This window comes from Tenuifilum sp. 4138str, from assembly GCF_041102575.1.
Lineage (GTDB): Bacteria > Bacteroidota > Bacteroidia > Bacteroidales > Tenuifilaceae > Tenuifilum > Tenuifilum osseticum.
The window spans coordinates 59,352-75,211 of record NZ_JBGCUE010000003.1 but is presented as its reverse complement, the minus strand read 5'-3'; the positions used below and the strand labels follow the sequence as shown (position 1 = coordinate 75,211).

Annotated in this window: 18 protein-coding genes; all 18 read left to right on the top strand. The window is 39.2% G+C overall.

What is annotated here, in order from left to right; translation table 11 throughout:
• Positions 1-3: 3 nt before the first annotated feature.
• On the top strand, positions 4-795 hold the full coding sequence (locus tag AB6811_RS03980; protein WP_016778468.1) for a cation efflux transmembrane domain-containing protein: 792 nt from the start codon (positions 4-6) through the stop codon (positions 793-795).
• Between the two features lie 6 nt (positions 796-801).
• Positions 802-1,692: a cation diffusion facilitator family transporter gene (locus AB6811_RS03975; RefSeq protein ID WP_369489145.1), complete on the top strand. Its 891-nt coding sequence runs from the start codon at positions 802-804 to the stop codon at positions 1,690-1,692.
• Complete coding sequence (locus AB6811_RS03970) at positions 1,655-1,909, top strand: GDCCVxC domain-containing (seleno)protein (RefSeq protein WP_500812345.1); 255 nt, start codon at positions 1,655-1,657, stop codon at positions 1,907-1,909. The genes AB6811_RS03975 and AB6811_RS03970 overlap by 38 nt, the downstream gene beginning before the upstream one ends.
• 693 nt (positions 1,910-2,602) lie before the next feature.
• Positions 2,603-3,016, top strand: coding sequence for a Fur family transcriptional regulator (locus AB6811_RS03965; protein ID WP_116496670.1), 414 nt, complete (start codon positions 2,603-2,605; stop codon positions 3,014-3,016).
• Positions 3,017-3,087: 71 nt separating this feature from the next.
• Entirely contained in the window at positions 3,088-3,393 is a 306-nt protein-coding gene (locus tag AB6811_RS03960; protein ID WP_369489144.1) for a DUF6660 family protein, read from the top strand.
• Between the two features lie 143 nt (positions 3,394-3,536).
• On the top strand, positions 3,537-7,877 hold the full coding sequence (locus AB6811_RS03955) for a CusA/CzcA family heavy metal efflux RND transporter (protein WP_369489143.1): 4,341 nt from the start codon (positions 3,537-3,539) through the stop codon (positions 7,875-7,877).
• 19 nt (positions 7,878-7,896) lie between these two features.
• The gene (locus AB6811_RS03950; RefSeq protein WP_369489142.1) at positions 7,897-9,135 is read left to right on the top strand and encodes an efflux RND transporter periplasmic adaptor subunit; all 1,239 of its coding nucleotides are present in this window, start codon (positions 7,897-7,899) and stop codon (positions 9,133-9,135) included.
• A gap of 12 nt (positions 9,136-9,147) precedes the next feature.
• Positions 9,148-9,480 (top strand): P-II family nitrogen regulator, encoded by a 333-nt coding sequence (locus AB6811_RS03945; RefSeq protein WP_321774021.1) that lies wholly within the window; start codon positions 9,148-9,150, stop codon positions 9,478-9,480.
• A 78-nt stretch (positions 9,481-9,558) separates the two neighbouring features.
• Entirely contained in the window at positions 9,559-9,945 is a 387-nt protein-coding gene (locus AB6811_RS03940; protein WP_116496663.1) for a DUF302 domain-containing protein, read from the top strand.
• Entirely contained in the window at positions 9,926-10,732 is an 807-nt protein-coding gene (locus tag AB6811_RS03935) for a cation efflux transmembrane domain-containing protein (protein ID WP_369489141.1), read from the top strand. Before AB6811_RS03940 ends, AB6811_RS03935 begins: the two co-directional genes overlap by 20 nt.
• Positions 10,733-11,004: 272 nt before the next feature.
• Positions 11,005-11,505 carry a hypothetical protein gene (locus AB6811_RS03930; RefSeq protein ID WP_369489140.1) on the top strand — a complete coding sequence of 167 codons (501 nt, stop codon included), beginning with the start codon at positions 11,005-11,007 and terminating at the stop codon, positions 11,503-11,505.
• Positions 11,506-11,522: 17 nt separating this feature from the next.
• The gene (locus tag AB6811_RS03925) at positions 11,523-12,152 is read left to right on the top strand and encodes a hypothetical protein (RefSeq protein WP_214043132.1); all 630 of its coding nucleotides are present in this window, start codon (positions 11,523-11,525) and stop codon (positions 12,150-12,152) included.
• Positions 12,153-12,278: 126 nt separating this feature from the next.
• The gene (locus tag AB6811_RS03920; protein WP_369489139.1) at positions 12,279-12,692 is read left to right on the top strand and encodes a Fur family transcriptional regulator; all 414 of its coding nucleotides are present in this window, start codon (positions 12,279-12,281) and stop codon (positions 12,690-12,692) included.
• 82 nt (positions 12,693-12,774) lie between these two features.
• A complete protein-coding gene (locus tag AB6811_RS03915) occupies positions 12,775-13,299 on the top strand; it encodes a hypothetical protein (RefSeq protein WP_369489138.1) in 525 nt (174 codons plus the stop codon).
• Positions 13,300-13,375: 76 nt separating this feature from the next.
• Entirely contained in the window at positions 13,376-13,762 is a 387-nt protein-coding gene (locus tag AB6811_RS03910) for a DUF302 domain-containing protein (protein ID WP_369489137.1), read from the top strand.
• Between the two features lie 45 nt (positions 13,763-13,807).
• Complete coding sequence (locus tag AB6811_RS03905; protein WP_369489136.1) at positions 13,808-14,275, top strand: hypothetical protein; 468 nt, start codon at positions 13,808-13,810, stop codon at positions 14,273-14,275.
• Between the two features lie 5 nt (positions 14,276-14,280).
• The gene (locus AB6811_RS03900) at positions 14,281-15,075 is read left to right on the top strand and encodes a cation efflux transmembrane domain-containing protein (RefSeq protein WP_369489135.1); all 795 of its coding nucleotides are present in this window, start codon (positions 14,281-14,283) and stop codon (positions 15,073-15,075) included.
• Between the two features lie 272 nt (positions 15,076-15,347).
• Entirely contained in the window at positions 15,348-15,848 is a 501-nt protein-coding gene (locus tag AB6811_RS03895; protein WP_369489140.1) for a hypothetical protein, read from the top strand.
• The last annotated feature ends 12 nt before the right edge of the window (positions 15,849-15,860 follow it).

Below are 15,860 nucleotides of genomic sequence, written 5' to 3'. Positions count from 1 at the left end.
CACATGTTCAAATCTGTATTTACCATCAGTAAAATGGACTGCCCTTCCGAAGAATCCCTTATCAGGATGAAGCTGGAAGGGATTTCATCCGTTAAAAACCTAGTTTTTGATATTGAAAACCGGAAGCTGGAGGTATATCATTCAGGCCCTGTGGATGAAATCCACCAGGCAATCAGCCAGCTAAAATTAGGTGACAAACTCGGAAATACTACCGAAACGGAATTACCGCCCGGTGCACACGATTCACAACAGCTGAAAATACTCTGGTGGGTGCTGGGCATCAATTTTACCTTTTTCGTGGTGGAAATTACCACAGGCTGGATTTCGCACTCCATGGGACTTGTGGCCGATTCTCTGGACATGCTGGCTGATTCTATTGTTTACGGGCTCAGCCTTTTTGCAGTGGGTGCGGCCATTTCACGAAAGAAAAAAGTAGCCAAAATCAGCGGGTATTTCCAGATGGGGCTGGCTACGCTGGGTTTTGCCGAAGTGCTGCGACGTTTTTTCAGCAATAGCGAAACGCCCCTTTTTCAGTGGATGATTATTGTTTCCATCCTGGCGCTTGCCGGAAACCTGGTTTCGTTGTGGCTCATCAACAAAGCCAAAAGCAAAGAAGCGCACATGCAGGCCAGCGCCATATTCACCTCCAACGACATCATCGTGAACGGCGGGGTTATCCTGGCCGGTATGCTGGTGTATTTACTAAACAGCAAATGGCCTGATTTGGTCATTGGTGGCATTGTTTTCACCTTTGTGATGCGCGGGGCAGTGAGGATTTTAAAACTTTCGAAGTAATCAATTATGGCACACGCGCATGAACATACTACGCAAAAAAGTTACGGAAAAGCTTTTGCCATTGGCATTGGTTTAAACATCGCCTTTGTTGCTGTTGAAATATTTTATGGTCTGGCAGCCAACTCATCAGCATTATTAGCCGATGCAGGTCACAATGCCAGCGACGTTCTGTGTTTGATTTTTGCCTGGGCAGCAATCCGGCTTGCTTCTATAAAGCCAAAAGGGAAATATACATACGGTCTTCGAAAAACAACCATCCTTGTATCGATACTCAATGCGCTATTGCTTTTTGGAGCAGTAATAGCCATCGGTTGGGATGCCATAGGGAAATTCAAAAATCCCGAACCCGTGGCAGGTACTCAAGTGATGATTGTTGCCGGAATAGGCGTGGTAATCAATACCATTACGGCTTTGCTGTTTATGAAAGGCCAAAAAGTCGACCTGAACATCAAAGGAGCATTCCTGCACATGGCTGCCGATGCCGGGGTGTCGTTGGGAGTGGTTGTTGCCGGATTATTGATTAACCTCACCGGAATCGAATGGATTGACCCGGTAATGAGTTTTATCATCATCCTGGTCATCCTTTGGGGCACCTGGCGCTTGTTTACCGATTCCATAGATTTGGCGCTGGATGCCGTACCTAAAAACATCAACCTCGAAAAAGTCAGGGAATTACTGTTGGCACAAAAAGGTGTTGAAGAAATTCACGACCTACATGTTTGGGCAATGAGCACCACCCAAATAGCTTTAACCGCCCACCTGATAATGCCCAAAGGGTATCATGATAAATTTATTGCTGAATTACAGGAGAAACTTGAACACGAATTCGGGATAGGACACACAACCTTTCAAATTGAGAATGAAAGGATTGAAAAAGAATGCAAAACTGTTTGTTGAAAACTTTAAAGAAATGAAAATTCAATACCATTCAATCATAACCTGCCCAAATTGCGGGCATCAAAAAGAAGAAGAAATGCCGGAGGGTTCCTGCCAGTTCTTTTATGAATGTAAAAATTGCCATACCGTTTTAAAACCAAAACAGGGCGATTGTTGCGTGTTTTGTTCGTATGGAACAGAAAAGTGTCCTCCCATTCAATCTGGGCAATGTTGTTGAATTTTTGTTTATATAAAATTTAGTTCTTAAAATCATTAGAAAGCCCACCCTATTTGTTAGCACATTGGCAAGCCCCACAAGCAAACACACGACCAAAGCTTACCAAAGAGCTTACAAAGCCAGCCCAAGTAACCGCCTTTAAGGGCGGTTTTAGGGTTGCCCTCCCACAAAAAAGCAAAATAAATTTGTGCTTCGTGGATAGGTTGGTGCGGATTGAAAAAGACAGTGAAATGACAGCTAAATAATTGATAAACAGACAGAAATGAATGAACACCAGCCCCTAACACGCGGTCATAAAACATTGCGCGGATAGTGCTATATTTGAGCAATATAACATTTAATCAACAGCTTAGCGGGCTGATAAGTTTGTGTTTCAAAATGCGCAACGTTTCATACCGCCGACCGTTAGCAACAAGGCGAAAAAAGAGAACCTTCAAGACTGATAGGTGCAGTTTAAAACAAGCAGATTAAAATATTTAGCTCTTTGACAAGTCGGTGCAAATTTGATGGAATTTATTTTGTTTTTTTTCTCCCCCCGCAAAAAAAGGAAAGAAACCCCACCCCACATTGCAGCACATTTCCAAGCCCCCACAAGCCAACGCCCAAACCAAAGGCTTGTAAAAGAGCTGCAATTTTGCCTACACACTCGTGCTGAATTGTTACTTTTGAGCTATTAAGAAATGAACCGACAAAATGAAAAAGGAAATAGACAACAAACTCAACTTAAAAAACATCAAACCAACTGCAATGCGACAATTGGTTTTGCAAGTTCTAACAGAACAAAAAACGGCTATTAGTTTGCCTGAATTAGAACAAAAATTTGAAAAAGCTGATAAAGCAACGTTATATAGAACTTTAAAAACTTTCCAGGAACATCAACTCATTCATTCAATTGAAGATGGCTCTGGCTCTTTAAGATACGCACTTTGCGAAGATTTTTGCACTTGCGAACCAGAACATTTACATGTTCATTTTTTATGCAACAAATGCGGAAAAACGTATTGTATGAAAGATTTACCTGTTCCCCAGCCAGACTTACCCAATGGATTTGAATTTTCCAGTGCAAACTTTGTTGTCAAAGGTATTTGTTCAAATTGCAAAAAATAACTTTGCAACCCGGTTGCATCAACTTTTGAGTATCTTTGCTGTTGTACTTTATAAATGACAATAATTTTCAGATGAAATATGTAACAGTAATATTATCAATGTATGTAATGGTTTTAACAGCCATACCATGCAATGATGTACATGCTTCCAATTCAAATTCTGTTACGCTGGAATTATCAGAACAAAGCCAAAATCACACAAATAATGTTGATTTATGTTCCCCGTTTTGTTTTTGTCATTGTTGCCAGACCCTTTCTTTCCCATCTTTTTTTAGTATTTCCTTTACCAATTTAGTAGAAAGTACTTTAGATGTTAAATTGAAAGAATCTTCGTTTTCAAGCCCTGTTGCATCTATCTGGCAACCGCCCAAAATATAATTCATTTCTTCTTTCTCTACAGCTGAGCATTAAGCTCATGTATCATTTCATTGCCATGATATAATGGGGTTTCCATGAACAAGCACATGGATTTTAGCTCATTATAATTAATCGTATTCACATTAAAAATTTATAGAAATCAAATGATAAACAGTATAATATCCTTTTCAATAAAGAATAAGGCACTTATCGGGCTGATGACAATCGGACTGATTATTGGCGGAATATATTCCATGACGAAAGTGCCATTGGATGCCGTGCCCGACATTACCAACAACCAGGTGCAGGTGATTACCACCGCGCCCAACCTGGGCACCGAAGACATTGAGCAGTTTGTAACCTACCAGGTGGAACTATCGGTGGCCAACCTGCCGGGGGTTATCGAAATTCGTTCGGTTTCCCGGTTTGGGCTGTCAGTGGTAACAATAGTTTTCGAGGACAATATGGGAACCTACCTTCCCCGGCAATTGGTAAGCGAAGCCTTAGCCGAAGTGAAAGAAAAAATTCCACAGGGATTTGGGGAACCGTTTATGGCGCCAATCAGCACCGGATTAGGCGAAATTTATCAATACACGCTTGAAGTGCAACCCGGTTACGATACCGTTTATAACGACATGGAACTGCGCACCATGCAGGAATGGATTGTAAAACGGCAAATGGCTATGCTGCCCGGAGTGGTAGAAGTAAACTCTTTTGGTGGCAGGGGTAAACAATACGAAGTCGCTGTTAATCCCGATAAACTCAGAAGTATGGGTTTAGCCATTTCGGATATTTTTGAAGCACTTGACGACAACAATCAGAATACAGGCGGCGCATATATCGAGAAAAACTTTCAGGCGAACTTTATCCGTGGCGAAGGGTTGATGCGTTCGTTGGATGATATTAAAAACACTTTGGTCGCAAACATTGACGGGCAACCCATTTTCATCAGGGATGTGGCAGAAGTGAAATTCGGAAGTTTTGTCCGTTATGGTGCTTTTACCAAAGATGGAAAGGGAGAGGCCGTTGGCGGAATCGTGATGATGCTGAAAGGCGAAAACTCAAACGATGTGATTAAGGATGTAAAAGAGCGGATGGCTTTAATTCAAAAATCACTGCCTGATGGTGTTGAAATTAAACCTTTTCTTGACCGCAGCAAGCTCATTAAAAGTACCACATCTACCGTTGCCGAAAACCTGTCGTTGGGTGCGCTGATTGTTATTTTTGTGCTGGTTATCTTCCTCGGGAATTTAAGGAGCGGTTTAATTGTGGCATCAACCATTCCGCTGGCCTTGCTATTTGCATTTATCATGATGAACCTGTTTGGGGTGTGGGCAAACCTGATGAGCTTGGGGGCACTCGATTTCGGGATATTGGTTGATGGAGCAGTAATTATTGTTGAAGCCATGATATTTTACCTCCATCGCAAAAACCTTATCGGAACAAAACTCGACCAGGCGAAACGAAACGAAATTGCCTATAATTCGGCAAGTAAAATGATGAACTCGGCATTTTTTGGGCAACTGATTATTTTGATTGTATTTATACCCGTTTTGGCCTTACAAGGTATCGAAGGCAAAATGTTTATCCCGATGGCTATGACCTTTGGTTTTGCTGTTTTGGGCGTAGTTATCTTGTGCCTCACGTACATTCCGATGATGGCAGCCTTATTCCTCCAACCACCAAAAACAGACAAAAAAACCTGGGGCGATAAAATAATTGGAAAACTCGAAAATACTTATACTCCTGTAATCGGATGGTCGCTTAAAAGGAGTTGGATTGTAATTACCATCGCATTCGTGCTGTTAATTTCCGGTGGTTTTCTGTTTACCAGAATGGGAGCCGAATTTATCCCAAAACTCGATGAAGGCGATTTTGTTTTTCAGGCATTTTTAAAGCCGGGAACTTCATTAACCGAAGTAACAAAAACTACCACCCGACTGGAACAAATTGTCTTGGAAAACTTTCCTGATGAAGTAGAAAGTATTCAAAGCAGGATTGGTGTGGCAGATTTACCCATGGACCCAATGCCTTTGGACATTGCAGATATATTTGTGATATTGACACCAAAAGACCAGTGGACACAAGCCGAATCGAAAGCCGAATTAATTGAAAAAGTAAGGGAAAAAGTAAGTGTTTTGCCGGGTATAAATTTTGAATTTACGCAGCCTATTGAAATGCGTTTCAATGAATTGCTGACCGGAATACGTGAAGATGTTGCGGTTAAACTTTATGGCGACGATTTAGAAATTCTGGCAGCCAAATCCGAAGAAATTGCCGGGCTGGTTTCGGGAATTGAAGGCGTGGCAGGTGTAAAAGCTGAAGCCACACGCGGATTGCCGCAGATAACCGTTCATTACGACCGTAACAAACTTGGAAGGTATAACCTGAAAATTAAAGAACTAAATACCATAGTTGAATCGGCTTTCAGTGGTGGCGTTGCCGGAAGCATATACGAAGGCGAGCGGATGTTCGACCTGGTTGTGCGTCTGGACGAGGAACATCGACAGAGCATTGACGACATCCGAAACCTTTTTGTCAACCTGCCCGACGGTAATCAAATCCCTTTAAAAGAAGTGGCAGAAATAAGTTATCAGCCGGGGCCAATGCAAATCAGCCGCGACAATACCAACCGGCGAACTTATGTAGGGATTAATGTTTCGGGTAGGGATGTAAAATCACTTGTGGAAGAAATTCAAACCACCTTAGATGAAAAGCTGGATTTACCTACGGGCTATTATATCCGCTACGGCGGCGCTTTCGAAAACCTCGAACGGGCATCAAAACGCTTGTCGCTGGTTGTTCCGCTTGCTTTGGCATTAATTTTCATGTTGGTTTTCTTCGCTGTAAAGTCGTTTAAACAAACGCTAATGATTTATGTGGCTGTGCCGTTTGCCGCTGTTGGGGGTATATTTTCGCTCTATTTGCGTGATATGCCTTTTAGTATTTCGGCTGGCGTAGGTTTTATCGTCCTGTTTGGCGTTGCGGTACTTAACGGTTTAGTGTTGATTAGCGGTTTTAATGAATTGAAAGAAGAAGGCAAACTCCATATAAACGACATTATTAAAAAAGGTTCAATCCGGCGTATCCGTCCAATTTTATTAACAGCTTCAACCGATATTCTGGGCTTTCTGCCTATGGCGGTTTCCACGTCGGCAGGAGCAGAAGTTCAACGCCCTTTGGCTACTGTGGTGATTGGAGGAATGTTGACATCAACCTTGTTGACGCTTATTGTGCTACCTATTCTCTATAAATTTGTTGAAAGTGGCGTTAAAAAAATAAAAATGCCAAAAACAGCTTTAGGGATGTTTACCGTTCTTGTTGTGATTGCAGGTTTGGGAATTTCAGGAAATGCCAATGCGCAGGATTCTACGATAACATTGCCACAAGCCATTGAAAGGGCAAAAGAAAACTATCCGGCAATTAAGGCAGCCAAATTGGAAGTTGACAAACAGGAAGCATTAAAAGCTACGGCATACGAACTGGGAACGACTTCGATTTATACCGGGAAAGAAGAAGTAGGCAACAACGCACCGGGTATTCAAAACAAAATCGGGATTGGACAAACAGACATTGACCTGTTCGGCATACCGGCTAAAAGCAAGCTTGCAAACAGCCGTACAAAACAAGCTTTATCCGGTCAGGAACTTACCGAATATTCGTTGGCTCGTGATGTTAGTCTTGCCTGGTACAATGCAGTCCATGCCAAACAGCAATGGCAACTATTTAAAGACCTTGACACCTTGTACACCGATTTTCAGAAAGCTGCGGAGTTGCGTTACAATACACAGGCAACTTCAAAAATCGAATATCTTTCGGCATCGGCCAAATACAAAGAATTGCAGGTGAATTTAAGGAAAGCCGAAAGTAACTATTTGGCAAGCTTGCAAATCCTTAACCAATACCTGCTATATCCGGGGGCTGTTGATGTGAATACTCAGGATTTAGGACAATATGTTTTTGAACTTGTTTCAGGAACTGATTCTTTGGGTGCAAGCCCTTTACTTGATTACTATTCAACCGGAATTGATGTAGCAGAATCGGCGTGGAAAGCTGAAAAGGCCAATTTCCTTCCAAAGTTAGACTTGGGTTATAAATGGCAATCGGTTGACGGCAATTCAGGATTTTATGGATGGAAAGTAGGTATTTCTGTCCCGCTGGCTTTCTTTTCACAATCGGGCAAAACCAAAGCTTCAAAAATTGACTTCCAAATTGCAAACCAACAGTACGAGCAAAAGGAACTGGAACTGAAAGCCGTGTACAACCAGCAAATCAGCCGTTACCTTACTTTGCAACAGGTTATCAACTATTATCAAAAAGAAGCATTGCCTCTGGCCGACGAACAAATTCAGGCTTCCAACCTGGCGTACCGTTTAGGCAGTATCGACTATGTCCAGTTTATTCAGAACACAGAAGCAGCCATACGGACAAAACAAGACTTTTTAATGCAACAGGCAGAATACTTCGAATTGTCTGCCCAATTAAAATTCATAACAGGTAAATAATCAACAAAATTGAGTAATGATGAAGACAAAAATAATTATAGCATTGATGGCAATCGCCACATTAATATCGTGCAACACAAAAAACAAAACAGCCGGAGAAGGCGAAGAACACGAAGAACATAGCCCCGAAGGCATTGTGATATTAAATAAAAACCAACGGGAAGCCCTGAAATTAAAATTGGGGTCTTTTCAAATGCGCAACCTAACCACGGTAGTAAAGATAAACGGGCAACTCGAAGTACCTCCTGCAAACAGCGCCGATATTACAGCCGTTATTGGCGGGAATGTAAAAGAGATAAAAGTATTCCATGGCGACCGGGTAAGCAAGGGGCAATTATTGGTAGTACTTGAACATCCGGATTACATTGCCTTACAGGAAAGTTTTGTCGAAGTTGCCAACAGGCTTGAATTTCTGGAACAGGAATTTGAACGCCAAAAAGAATTGTTTGAAAACAATGTTGGTGCAGGCCGAGACTTCCAACAGGCAAAAGCGGAATACAATACGGCAAAAGCAAAATACGAAGGATTAAAATCACGCCTGCAATTGCTGAATCTTTCGCCCGATAAAATTATGCAGGGCAATATTTCAAATACCATAAACATTAATTCACCAATAAACGGTTTTGTAAATGAAGTTAATATAAAAGTAGGCTCTTATGTTGATGCAAAAGACATACTGCTTGAAATAACTGACAACACCGCAATTCATGCCGATTTTATGGTTTATGAAAAAGATGTGCATCTGGTAAAAGAAGGCCAAAAAGTGCATTTCACGGTTTCAAACCGTCCGGGAGAAGAGTTAACAGCAACCGTTTTTGCAATTGGAAAAGAGTTTGAGGCCAATTCGAGGGCAGTTCATATCCATGCAAAAATTAATGAAAAAGTTTCGGGGCTTATCCCGGGAATGTATATTTCTGGCCATTTGCATACCGATGAAAAATATACCCGTGCTCTGCCCAATGATGCTATTGTTACGGAGGGGACAAAATCCTTCATTTTTATACTGGACAATCAGGCTCTTGAAGAACGAGAAAAGGACGAACCTGCAAATGAAGAAATCCATGCCGACAATGAAGATAATGCGGAAGAAAATAGTATGGCCTTCCGAATGGTCGAAGTTATTCCCGGACTGAAAGACGATGGATATACGGAAATACATTTGATAAATTCGTTGCCTGATAACACACAGGTAGTTTTGAATACAGCCTACTATTTATTGGCTGATATGAAGAAAGAAGAAACCGGAGATGATGATTAAAACAATAAAATTATGAAAGAAATAAAAGCATTTGTAAGACCAAATAAAGTGAATGAAATTGTTCACCATTTAATCGACAATGATTTTGAGAACATTACGCTTTCTTCGGCAGAAGGTACGGGAAAACTGCAAGATGAAAACACATTTGTTTCGCAGAAATTTTCTGTTACCGACAGTGAGATTGCTAAACTTGAGATTGTAGCAGAGGATGAAGATGTTGATACTATTTGTGCTATAATCTGTGAATACGGGTGTACACTTAATCCAGGCGATGGGTTAATTTATGTTTCCGATGTCGAAAAGGTGTACCGTGTGAAAACGGGTTTGGGAAATGGAGAAAAATAATTTATAACTTTAAGGGCAGGTTGCCTTAATATATCGGGCAACTTGCTTTTTAAATAATTCACATTAAAAGCAAAAACGATGAAATACTATTTTGAAAAAACATTGAATTGCTCTTTTGAAGAAGCAGTAAAAAGGGTAACAGAAGAACTCAAAAAGGAGGGTTTCGGGGTATTATCTGAAATCAACATACACGAAAAACTAAAAGAAAAATTGGGGGTAGATTTCAGAAAGTACCGCATACTTGGTGCGTGTAACCCTGCTTTTGCCTACAAAGCATTACAGGAAGAAGATAAAATCGGTACGATGTTGCCTTGCAATGTAATCGTGCAACAAATTTCAGAAAACCAAACAGAAATTGCTGCCGTTGACCCGATGGCATCAATGCAATCTGTTGAAAATGAAAAATTGGCAGGTGTTGCAAATGAGGTTCAACAAAAATTAAAACATGTCATTCACAATGTTTAAAAGCACCTTTAAAATTTCCAAAATGGATTGCCCTTCCGAGGAAACCCTTATCAGGATGAAACTCGAAGGGCTTTCCATGATTAAAAGTTTGGTGTTCGATATTGAAAACCGAAAACTTACTGTCTTTCATTCTGAAGAAAGCTCTGAAATTGAGAATCACCTGAAAGAACTCAATTTAGGGTCGCAACTCCAAGAAACAATTGTTGTCCAAGCGGATGAATTCAAGGACAATTCATCGGTACAATCGAAACTCCTTTGGACGGTTTTGATTATCAACTTTGCATTTTTTATTATTGAAATTACCACGGGTTTTATTTCTAAATCTATGGGTTTGGTTGCCGATTCGTTGGATATGCTGGCAGATGCACTTGTTTATGGTCTTAGCCTTTGGGCTGTCGGTTCAACTGTGTTCCGTAAGAAAAAAGTGGCAAAGCTGAGTGGCTATTTTCAACTGGCTTTAGCATTGATTGGGCTTATAGAAGTAATACGCAGATTTATCAGTTTCGAAGCTGCGCCGGATTTCAAAACCATGATTATTGTTTCCATATTGGCATTAATTGCCAATTCCGTTTGCCTTTATTTATTACAAAAATCAAAAAGTGAAGAAGCACACATGAAAGCCACGATGATATTCACATCGAATGATATTATTATCAATACTGGTGTTATCGCAGCAGGAGTATTGGTTTTGTTGACCCAATCAAAGTATCCTGATTTAATCATTGGTGCAATTGTTTTTTTAATTGTGGTCAGGGGGGCTTTCAGGATATTAAAACTTGGAAAATAGATATGGAAGTAATTTTAGAGTCAATAATGTTATTCCCGCTGACGACCCACTTTATTCTGAAATGGAATTGTTGTTTAGTTCAAATTCAGCCTTACATGCATACAACCAGTCAAGTGGTTCATATAAAATCAATTCCTTTCTGAATAGCAAAGGATTGTAACAGATTTAGATGCTTTTTTTGAAGGCAGGCAAGGCAACTTGCCCGCTTTCAGAAAAGCGAAATCAAACTAAAATTTCGCATACAATAACTTAAAATTTATAAAAAAAGTAAAATGAACAAGATATTAAATGTAATCAAAGCAACAGTCTTGATTTTTGGTGTATCAATTGCGAACATCTATGCGCAGGAAACAGAAAAAATTATTGGAACAGTCGGTGGTGAAAAATTAGGTGACGACGGAATTGTAATATGTGTTTTAGGAACACAGGCTTGCATGCCGGTTCAGATAGACAAAAACATGACTGTTAAATACAACGGGGAGGAAACAAAATTGACAGATTTACCTTTTGCCCTCTATATAGAAGCTGAACTTAATGATAATAATAAAATCACTACAATTAAAATTGATGAAAGAAAAACCGTAATCTGTTTTGTTGAGCATAAAGAAGGTGATAACGTGAAATTGACGACTTTGTTAAACGGAATTAAAGGTGTTGAAGATTTTAAGTTATATCGTAAATCGAACCAGGTACTGATTGAATACAATCCAAAACAAATTGCGTATAGCGAATTGGAGGCAAAAGTTAAAAATGCAGGATTTATATTGGAATAAAATAGGAGGATAGAAAAATGAAACGAAATAAATTATTTACTGGCATGAAAAATACAAAAGTTATTTTTTTAATGGTAGCAGTAGTTGGATTCCTTTTTTATTCATGTAACAAGGAAGAAGAAACACCCTTGGATAATACTTTAGCTTCCAGCGTAATCGGCACATATACAGGTACTCTTAAGAGTACAGCTACTAATCAGTCCAGTCCGGCGACATTAAATGTAACGCTAATAAACGATAGCTTAGTTAGTATGCATTGTTTGTCCTACAATTTTGATTCAACCTTTACAATGCAACTATACCAAAACTATGACAGCATTATGGTGTGTTATACCGGACAAGATTTTTTTGCTGAATATGGACATAATCGCAATAATTATGATTTTTGCACAAACCGCCAATCCGGTTGGACAAATAACGCCTGGATGAACGATGGCAATTGCTGGGGAAATATGAATCAAGGTTGGGGCAACAGCAACTGGGCGGGAACTGACCAATGGAACGCCTGGACCAATCACATGAATACCCAACACAATCAAAATGACAATCATTTTGGGGGATTTAATCCAAAAATGAATTCATGTATTTTCAAATTTACAATTCAGAACAATTCCAATTATTTTGAAGTATTTGAAGGAGTCAAGTAATTAAAGATGTGGGTAGTACAGCAATTGAAGTTGTAAAGATAAATCCCGTAAGGTTATTAAACATTTTTATGTAAATTTGGGGTATAAAAGCGTCGAATAATATTTGTCTCATAAATATTTGTAGGAATGGATAATAATGAAATTGAAAAGAAACTTGAATCGAAAAACGTCAAACCAACAGCCATGCGGACATTGGTTTACAAAACACTTACTGATTCGGGCAAAGCGTTGAGCCTGGCAGATTTGGAGCAACGATTTGAAAAAGTGGAGCGTTCAACCATTTTCCGGGCGCTAAAAACATTTGAAGACAATTTCATCGTGCATACAGTTGATGATGGTTCAGGCTCGGTGAAGTATGCTGTTTGTGATGAGGATTGTACATGTAATATACATGACCTGCATGTTCATTTTTATTGTACGCGCTGTGGCAGGACACGTTGCATGAAAGAACTTCCAATTCCCAACATTAAACTGCCTGAAGGATACACCTATGATAATGCGCAATTCATTATTAACGGCGTGTGTCCACGCTGTGATTAAACTTTGCAATAGTGTTGCACTAACTTATTGGTAATTTTGATGTTGAAATTATTGGAATGTTTAACATTAAAAATTATTTGTTATGAAAACAAGAAATTTTAAATTGACTTTTTTTATCGCGGGATTAATTATTTTTTCTGCATCGCAGGCAATGGCGCAGCCGCATTGTTGTAACTCAAATTGGTCGGCAACCGCTGATGCCCAATGGTGGAATTACAACACCCCGGCGGAATATGCCTTATCAGCCGAACAAATTACGGAAATCAATGAGCTACGTAAAAACAGTTACGAGAAAAAGCTGCCGATTGAAAACGAGCTTCGCAATTTAAGGATGGAATACCGGGCTGCTAATTCAAATCCCGACCTGGATGTTAAAAAGGTAAAATCATTGAGGAGCAGTATCAGGGTTAAGGAAGAAAAAATTGAAGACATCAATTTGGAAACAAAAGTTCAGGTAAAAGAACTTCTCACTGAAAAGCAGCTTACCTACTTTAACAACAATAATTACAGTTGGTGGGATATGTCGGAAAACTGCTGGTATGCCGGTAATATGGACATGAACTCACGCAGGCAAATGATGATGTCGTTTCGTAATAATTGCTGGTAAATGAAGCGGTAATGAAACACCAATTTTTACCACTTTGGTGTTTCATTTTTTTAAATAATTTTTAAAATCACATGATATGAAATACTATTTTGAAAAAACTACGGATTATGCTTTTGAAGAAGCAGTAGAAAAAGTTACTGAAGAACTGAAAAAAGAAGGTTTCGGGGTATTGACCGAAATTGATGTGCAGGCCACATTAAAAAAGAAACTAAATATCGATTTCAGAAAATACCGGATTTTAGGGGCTTGCAATCCTCCATTTGCCCATAGAGCACTACAAGCTGAAGACAAAATTGGTGCTATGCTACCCTGCAATGTAATTTTGCAGGAACTGGACAATGGCAAAACAGAAGTAGCTGCCATTGACCCGTTGGCTTCGATGCTGGCGGTTGAAAATGACAAATTAAGTGAAATTGCTGGCGAAATCAGGTCGAAACTTGAAAAGGTGATTAAGAATCTTTAATGTTGTATAAGATAAATGTTACAAACATCTTAAAAAATTAATAAAATGAGAAAACTACTGTTATTATTAACCCTCGTACTTTTCTGGTTATTCACCGTGGATGCACAGGAGGGCGAACGGTTAAAAGTAATTGCTGGGGTACGTGTTAACCCTTTTGTGATGTACGATTTTGACGGTAACAAGACGGAAATAACACGTATCCATACCGAGTTAGGCGCCATGTTTAATAATAAAACCTATCTTTCGGTAGGATACACGCCCTTTGCCAACGCCATCTACAATTTTAACGAATATTGGTTTGTCGGCTTCGACAAAAAGATTCCTGTATCGTGGGTTTTGGCGGAAGAGTATATGATTGATGAAAAAAAATTCATACTTCAGACCGGCCCCAATTTCAAATTGGGTAACGTGGGAAATGCCTTTGTATTCCTGTTTACACCTGTTGATGATATTAATTGGGGCTTGAAAGTAGGTGTCTTTATTCCGTTAAACGTGGTGTTACATAAAGAATAGTTAACATGTTCAAATCTGTATTTACCATCAGCAAAATGGATTGCCCTTCCGAAGAATCCCTTATCAGGATGAAGCTGGAAGGGCTTTCCACAATTAAAAGTTTGGTGTTCGATATTGAAAACCGGAAGCTCACCGTGTTTCATTCCGAAGAAAATGAGGAAATCGAAAAACACCTTAAAGAACTCAAATTGGGCACGGAACACAAAGAAACCATTGTTGTCCAACAGGATGAATTCAAGGACGATTCATCAGTACAATCGAAACTGCTTTGGACAGTTCTAATTATAAATTTTGCTTTTTTTATCATTGAAATCAGCACGGGTTTTATTTCAAAATCAATGGGGCTGGTGGCCGATTCACTGGATATGCTTGCAGACGCTTTGGTTTATGGCCTAAGCCTTTGGGCAGTTGGTTCAACTGTGTTCCGTAAGAAAAAAGTGGCAAAGCTGAGTGGCTATTTTCAACTGGCTTTAGCATTGATTGGGCTTATAGAAGTAATACGCAGATTTATCAGTTTCGAAGCTGTGCCGGATTTCAAAACCATGATTATTGTTTCCATATTGGCATTAATTGCCAATTCCGTTTGCCTTTATTTATTACAAAAATCAAAAAGTGAAGAAGCACACATGAAAGCCACGATGATATTCACATCGAATGATATTATTATCAATACTGGTGTTATCGCAGCAGGAGTATTGGTTTTGTTGACCCAATCAAAGTATCCTGATTTAATCATTGGTGCAATTGTTTTTTTAATTGTGGTCAGGGGGGCTTTCAGGATATTAAAACTTGGAAAATAGATATGGAAGTAATTTTAGAGTCAATAATGTTATTCCCGCTGACGACCCACTTTATTCTGAAATGGAATTGTTGTTTAGTTCAAATTCAGCCTTACATGCATACAACCAGTCAAGTGGTTCATATAAAATCAATTCCTTTCTGAATAGCAAAGGATTGTAACAGATTTAGATGCTTTTTTTGAAGGCAGGCAAGGCAACTTGCCCGCTTTCAGAAAAGCGAAATCAAACTAAAATTTCGCATACAATAACTTAAAATTTATAAAAAAAGTAAAATGAACAAGATATTAAATGTAATCAAAGCAACAGTCTTGATTTTTGGTGTATCAATTGCGAACATCTATGCGCAGGAAACAGAAAAAATTATTGGAACAGTCGGTGGTGAAAAATTAGGTGACGACGGAATTGTAATATGTGTTTTAGGAACACAGGCTTGCATGCCGGTTCAGATAGACAAAAACATGACTGTTAAATACAACGGGGAGGAAACAAAATTGACAGATTTACCTTTTGCCCTCTATATAGAAGCTGAACTTAATGATAATAATAAAATCACTACAATTAAAATTGATGAAAGAAAAACCGTAATCTGTTTTGTTGAGCATAAAGAAGGTGATAACGTGAAATTGACGACTTTGTTAAACGGAATTAAAGGTGTTGAAGATTTTAAGTTATATCGTAAATCGAACCAGGTACTGATTGAATACAATCCAAAACAAATTGCGTATAGCGAATTGGAGGCAAAAGTTAAAAATGCAGGATTTATATTGGAATAAAATAGGAGGATA

Excerpts from the sequence above, each read along its gene's own strand:
- AB6811_RS03980 (WP_016778468.1), top strand. The coding sequence starts at position 4 with ATGTTCAAATCTGTATTTACCATCAGTAAAATGGACTGCCCTTCCGAA.
- AB6811_RS03975 (WP_369489145.1), top strand. The coding sequence starts at position 802 with ATGGCACACGCGCATGAACATACTACGCAAAAAAGTTACGGAAAAGCT.
- AB6811_RS03970 (WP_500812345.1), top strand. The coding sequence starts at position 1,655 with ATGAAAGGATTGAAAAAGAATGCAAAACTGTTTGTTGAAAACTTTAAA.
- AB6811_RS03965 (WP_116496670.1), top strand. The coding sequence starts at position 2,603 with ATGAAAAAGGAAATAGACAACAAACTCAACTTAAAAAACATCAAACCA.
- AB6811_RS03960 (WP_369489144.1), top strand. The coding sequence starts at position 3,088 with ATGAAATATGTAACAGTAATATTATCAATGTATGTAATGGTTTTAACA.
- AB6811_RS03955 (WP_369489143.1), top strand. The coding sequence starts at position 3,537 with ATGATAAACAGTATAATATCCTTTTCAATAAAGAATAAGGCACTTATC.
- AB6811_RS03950 (WP_369489142.1), top strand. The coding sequence starts at position 7,897 with ATGAAGACAAAAATAATTATAGCATTGATGGCAATCGCCACATTAATA.
- AB6811_RS03945 (WP_321774021.1), top strand. The coding sequence starts at position 9,148 with ATGAAAGAAATAAAAGCATTTGTAAGACCAAATAAAGTGAATGAAATT.
- AB6811_RS03940 (WP_116496663.1), top strand. The coding sequence starts at position 9,559 with ATGAAATACTATTTTGAAAAAACATTGAATTGCTCTTTTGAAGAAGCA.
- AB6811_RS03935 (WP_369489141.1), top strand. The coding sequence starts at position 9,926 with ATGTCATTCACAATGTTTAAAAGCACCTTTAAAATTTCCAAAATGGAT.
- AB6811_RS03930 (WP_369489140.1), top strand. The coding sequence starts at position 11,005 with ATGAACAAGATATTAAATGTAATCAAAGCAACAGTCTTGATTTTTGGT.
- AB6811_RS03925 (WP_214043132.1), top strand. The coding sequence starts at position 11,523 with ATGAAACGAAATAAATTATTTACTGGCATGAAAAATACAAAAGTTATT.
- AB6811_RS03920 (WP_369489139.1), top strand. The coding sequence starts at position 12,279 with ATGGATAATAATGAAATTGAAAAGAAACTTGAATCGAAAAACGTCAAA.
- AB6811_RS03915 (WP_369489138.1), top strand. The coding sequence starts at position 12,775 with ATGAAAACAAGAAATTTTAAATTGACTTTTTTTATCGCGGGATTAATT.
- AB6811_RS03910 (WP_369489137.1), top strand. The coding sequence starts at position 13,376 with ATGAAATACTATTTTGAAAAAACTACGGATTATGCTTTTGAAGAAGCA.
- AB6811_RS03905 (WP_369489136.1), top strand. The coding sequence starts at position 13,808 with ATGAGAAAACTACTGTTATTATTAACCCTCGTACTTTTCTGGTTATTC.
- AB6811_RS03900 (WP_369489135.1), top strand. The coding sequence starts at position 14,281 with ATGTTCAAATCTGTATTTACCATCAGCAAAATGGATTGCCCTTCCGAA.
- AB6811_RS03895 (WP_369489140.1), top strand. The coding sequence starts at position 15,348 with ATGAACAAGATATTAAATGTAATCAAAGCAACAGTCTTGATTTTTGGT.